The 4,859-nt window shown below is 39.7% G+C and carries 2 protein-coding genes; one reads left to right on the forward strand and one right to left on the reverse strand.

The window, feature by feature from the left end; genetic code table 11:
• A partial coding sequence (locus tag XEN7305_RS00380) for a lectin-like protein (protein WP_006507307.1) occupies nt 1-2,340 on the forward strand: 2,340 nt, incomplete at its 5' end.
• A gap of 458 nt (nt 2,341-2,798) precedes the next feature.
• Here the strand turns inward: XEN7305_RS00380 and XEN7305_RS28825 are convergent.
• On the reverse strand, nt 2,799-4,859 hold a 2,061-nt coding region (locus XEN7305_RS28825; protein ID WP_158500365.1), incomplete at its 5' end, for an S-layer family protein.

Consider the following 4,859-nt stretch of genomic DNA (forward strand, 5'->3'; position numbering starts at 1 on the left):
GCAGCTCATAATGGGACTAACAATTCCTCCTGGCAAGAACTATATGAATGGTGGGCAGCTCATAATGGGACTAACAATTCCTCCTGGCAAGAACTTTCCGAAGAGGAACTGGTTGAATTTCACCAGGAAGTTACTGGAGAAAATAAAGTTTGGTGGGAAGAAGTCTTTTGTGCGAGCCAAGATGATGGCAATGTAGAAGATATAGAATTGCCAGGAGAAAATAACAATTTACTAGTTGGTGCTACCTATTACAAAGAAATTTATGGTGGTAGTAATGATGACATTATTGCAGGAGACATCAGCGATGATAATATTACCGCTGGTCAAGGAGATGACCTGATTGATGGGGCACAAGGGGATGATACGATCTTTGGTGCAGATGGTTACGACACAATTTTTGGCTTTGATGGCCGTGATTCGATCATGGGAGGTAATGGCGATGACGTAATTTCGGGAGAGTCAGATAATGATGTTCTAATTGGCGAAGCCGGTGCTGATGTCCTCATGGGCGGTCATAATAATGATTACCTTGATGGTGGAGACGGTCGAGATTTTCTCAATGGAAATACTGGACATGATGTTTTGATAGGCGGTGCTGGAGATGATGCCCTGGAAGGAGAATCGGGCAAAGATTTATTAGTTGGTGGAGAGGGTCAAGATCTTGGCAATGGTGGCAGTGGCGATGATTTAATCTTTGGCGACCAATATTCGGAGAACTTACACCAAGCCTTTGGTAATAATTTAAGTTCTTTAACAGTTTTGTTTGATTCCGGTAATGCTATTGATCCTTCTGAAGATAGTACTTCTACTGAAACCAATGCAGAAGAGTTGATTAATGTAGCCCTAGCCCAAGACGCCATCCGACTTGAAGCGGAAAGCATGAACCTCTCTGGAGGTTATTACCCGGATGATGACTTTTATCATGGGGAAGTCATTCGCACTAGTTCTGATAATCCTTCTGGTGTTGCGAAGAACGAATTTACTGGAGAAAATGGCTATTACCAAGTAAAAGTTCGCTATATCGATGAGTCGGATGGTAATGCCTCACTCAGAGTTAAGATTGGCGATGCAGAAATAGATAGTTGGATACTGGAACAGAATGAAGAAGGTGAAAATCAGTATCATACTCGCACTATTTCTCAGGGAATGCATATTGATACTAATGCTGCGATCGAGATTCAAGGACAAGCAGAAAATTATGAATTTGCTCGCGTTGACTATATCGAGTTCATTCCCATTGAATCGCCTCAAGATATTGATTCCGACAGTGAATCTCATACTGATTTATCGCCTGAAGATGCTTCTTTTAACAACTTATCTAATGAATTAGCCCTAGGAACTAATAGTGATATTTTGAAAGGTGGTTTTGGCAATGATGGAATTGATGGCGGCAAAGGTAATGATATTATCTTTGGCGAAGATGAACTAAATGATTCTCGCTATATTGCGCCTCCCTGGATTGATGGAGCTTTTCACTATGGTCATAGCACTTATATTCTGAGTGAGACTGGAACTTGGCAAGAGGCTCAAGCAGAAGCCCAAAGTTATGGCGGGAACTTAGTTACTATCAATGATGCGGCTGAACAAGAAAGACTAAATGAAAATTTTGGTACCAGTGAAAAATTCTGGATTGGATTCACTGATCACGAACAAGAAGGAGTATGGAAATGGGCCAATGGCGATAAAGCAATTTATACAGATTGGAAGCCGTTCCAACCTAATAACTTTGGAGGTCAAGATTATGCTGTGATAAACGACGATAGTTTTTTACTTCTAGGCTCTAAAACCCAATGGAATGATGTATATAGTTCAGAGAAAAATCGTGGCATTATTGAAATAGATTGGTCTAGCATGGGCGGCAACGACACTATCTTCGGGGGTGCTGGTGACGACCTAGTTTACGGTAATTCAGGAAATGATTTAATTTATGGGGATAATGCTGAGATTGAAATACTGACTGAGGTTAATAGCGGTAATGACAATCTAACTGGTAATGGTGGCCATGATACGATTAATGGTGGCGTTGGCAACGACACTATTAATGGGACTGATGAAGTTGTAGTAGGTTACTTGGAACGAGATTTTCTTCATGGTGGTGCTGGAGCAGATAAGTTTGTCTTGGGAGATGAAACTCAAGTTTACTATGGCATTGGAGGCAATCAAGATTATGCTGTTATCCAGGACTTTGACCCCAATATCGATATCCTAAATATTTATGGCACTTTAGACGACTACGAACGAGAGCAGATTGGAAATGATACTTATCTCTCTCATAATGGCGATTTGATAGCGATCTTGGAAAACACTAGCAGTTCAGATAGTGTTAATTGGGTCAATTAATATTAATAATTCATAATTGTCAGCTATGAATTACTTTTGTCATTTATTTATTATTAATTAGTAGATTCTTGAAAACCTTGGAGAATATTTGAAAAGTAAGTTGTGCAACTTCTCGAATGTTCTCTTTTTTGTGCTGAACAGGACAAATTTCTTGATTCACTATTATTTTTTATATGATTTAACATTGATAAGCTATTATAATGGCATAGTGAGTTAAGGATTGGAATTAACATTATTACGTAGATATATATGTCCATCTGTGAGAAAAAATAAATTGAAAAAATTTCGATAACTTCTTACAACATATTAATATTCTATCCGCAGATACCCTTAACTAATGCAAAGGTCTTGTAAAGTTTGAGCCTATTAAAATCAAGTAAAAATCAAGGGTTAAGTATTTTTCCATTTTCCCGAAAGGTTAGATTTGCTGTGCCTCACGAGTATAAGAATTGCCATATTTACTTCTTACATTGATTGAAAGGAGCATAATTTGTAACAACTAGCTGAACATTCCCTTTAGGATTAATAATCCAGCCCTCTGCTTCAATTATTTTTGTAGGTTGGGAAGAAACCGAATCTTTCGTGATTGCAGCAGGATATTCTGGGTGACTAACTAGAGAAAAATCCCGTAAATCTTCCCATAATGACTGACCTCGGAGAACTTGACTAGGGTTTTCCGCTAATCCACCTTTTCCAGTCACTGCCATGACGTTTTTCTCTTCTACAGAACAAAGAGATGTCATTAAGCCGGTGGAGTCAGGAATTTCTGCTGATAATTGCACTACACCGATCTGCTGCGCAGAATCTGGATTGTCGATTTCGACTATTCCATCTATGCCAAAATCCGAACTAGCATCAATGTTGCTGTCAGCAGATAACAAAATAACTTCGGTGTTGATACTAATTGTACCACCATCGCCAAAAGATGCATTAGCCCTAATATCACTATTGTCTCGATTAACAATATAGTCGCTAGCGATCACAATATTTCCTCCCCCTCCAGTACTATCAGAAACGCTAGTACTAATAAGACTATTGTTGTCCATTAAGAGAAATTCTGTATTGGTGATATTAATATCTCCTCCACCTGATTGTTCGGAAGTAGCAATAATCAATCCTTGATTGGTTTGAATTTCGGCACTTTTAAGATCAATATTGCCCGCTTGACCATTACCAGTACTGCTAGTAGTAATTGTCCCTTGATTAGAAATCTCTAGGACACTGCCAGTTACAGAGATTGTTCCAGCATCCCCTGCTGCTGAAGTACGGCTACTGAAAACTGCACCATTATTTAAAGTAAAATTTTCTGTGTTGACCTGAATTAAACCACCATCGCCTTTTCCTGAAGTTTCGGCATTTACTTGAGCGCCATTTGTAGCAGTGATTGTCTGACTGTTCAGCTCAATATTGCCGCCGCCACCAGCAAAAGTTGAAGCATTGATGCTAGAAGGGGTGTCAACATCTACTCCATTGAGTACAATAGTTTGAGCATTAATAGTAATATCCCCAGCCAACCCAGTTCCTGGTGGCACATTTGCATTACCACTCAAGAAATTACTCGCACTGACAGTTGCACCATCTTTAATAATCAATTGATCTGTTGTTAAATCTAGATTGCCACCATTGCCATCACCAAAAACCGCACTAGAAAATAAACCACTACTACCCCCGCCTTCGGCGATCGCATTGCCTGTCAACTCTATTGATTCTGACACTCTCAATGTCAGATCTCCTGCAAAACCAAAACCTCCAGTAGCAACAGAAATTTGTGCCCCACTAGACACTCTTAAATTGTCGGCAGTGATTGTGATGTTGCCACTATCCCCTGTAGCACCCGGGAATATAGTTGTAAATAAGCCACTAGATTCATCGGCAATGGAATTATATCCAATTAAATCAATTTCATGAGCACGAATATCAATATTTCCGCCTTTCCCTGAACCCTCGACGCTGGAACTGATTTGCGTCCCATTATTTAAGATTAGACTTTCCGTCTCAATTGTAATATCACCACTAACACCTGTAGCCTTATTTGCTACAGTAGCGAAAATTGAACTGGTATTATCGACAGATGATGAATCACTTAAGTCGATATGATTCGCTTTAATTATAATATTCCCGGTTTTTCCAGTGCCAAGAACACTGGAGCCAATATCTCCGCCATCTCTAAGGACTAAATTATTAGTTTCAATATTTAAATTGCCACTATTTCCAGTAGCTAGAGTATTAGTAAATACTCCACTAGGAGTGCCATTAGGAGAAGTTCCATTTAGTTCAATATCTTGGGCTTCAATATTGATTTCCCCTCCTGTAGCAGTACTAACTGACAAGGCAAAAACTTGAGCTCCTCCAGCAACCAGCAAGCTATCTGCTTCGATATTAATATCTCCGCCATCACCTCTTGCTCCTGGCACAACAGGAGTAAAAAGACCACTCGAACCAGCGACTCGCGAACCGCCAATTAATTCTACTCGCTCCGCATTGACGCTTAATGTCCCTCCATCTCCACTGCCAAACAC

Source organism: Xenococcus sp. PCC 7305, assembly GCF_000332055.1.
In the GTDB taxonomy this organism is placed as follows: domain Bacteria; phylum Cyanobacteriota; class Cyanobacteriia; order Cyanobacteriales; family Xenococcaceae; genus Xenococcus.